Origin of the sequence: Nguyenibacter vanlangensis, from assembly GCF_013376155.1 — a bacterium.
Taxonomy (GTDB): Bacteria; Pseudomonadota; Alphaproteobacteria; order Acetobacterales; family Acetobacteraceae; genus Gluconacetobacter; species Gluconacetobacter vanlangensis.
Map to the genome: position 1 here is coordinate 1 of NZ_JABXXP010001049.1, position 764 is coordinate 764.

Consider the following 764-nt stretch of genomic DNA (forward strand, 5'->3'; position numbering starts at 1 on the left):
GTGCGTCCGGTCGTGCATCTGTTCGCGCAGCATCTGGGCCTGGGCCAGCAGGGCGCCGATCGGGTTGCGCAGCTCGTGCGCCGCGTTGGCGGCGAAGGCGCGTTCGGTCGAGAGCGCCTTCTTCAGCCGATCCAGCAGGGAATTGAGCGCGGCGTGGATGGGCAGCAATTCGTCGGGCAGGTTCAGAGGCGGGATGGGGGTGAGGTTGCCGCCGCCGCGGGCGCGGATTTCGGCCTGGAGGTCGGTCAGGGGGCGCAGGGCGCGGCGCACCACCCAGCGCACCAGCAGCCACACGCAGGGCAGGAAGACCACCATCGGCAGGATGGAGATCAGCGTGGCGCGGCGCACGGCCTCGCGCCGGTGGAAGGTGGGTTCGCCGACCAGGATGTAATGGCCGCCGTCGGTCGCCTGGACGACATAGACGCGAAAGCGCGGCCGGTCGTAGAAGCCCGGCTGCAGCAGCGGCACGAAGGGATGGTCCGGCGCGTTCTGCGAGCGCAGCACCAGCCGTCCGTCCGGGGTCGCGATCTGGTAGGCGAGCGTGCGCGGCCCGACCTGGGGCAGGCGGGCGACGTCGTCGCCGCGCGGGGCGGCGCCGATCGCGGAAATGACGAATTCCAGCCGTTCCGCGACCTCCTGCAACGAATTATCCAGCCGTTCCGTGACCTCGTAGCGGGTGAAGCCGGCGACCAGCGCGCCCAGCAGCAGCAGGCAGCCCAGCACCACGGCCAGCACCCAGGCGACGATGCGCGCGGCCAGGGTCC

General features: G+C 71.3%; 1 protein-coding gene. It reads right to left on the reverse strand.

Translation table 11 applies throughout. From position 1 onward, the window contains the following. The coding region (locus HUK84_RS21120; RefSeq protein WP_176641916.1) for a HAMP domain-containing protein at positions 1 to 764 on the reverse strand (764 nt) is incomplete at both ends.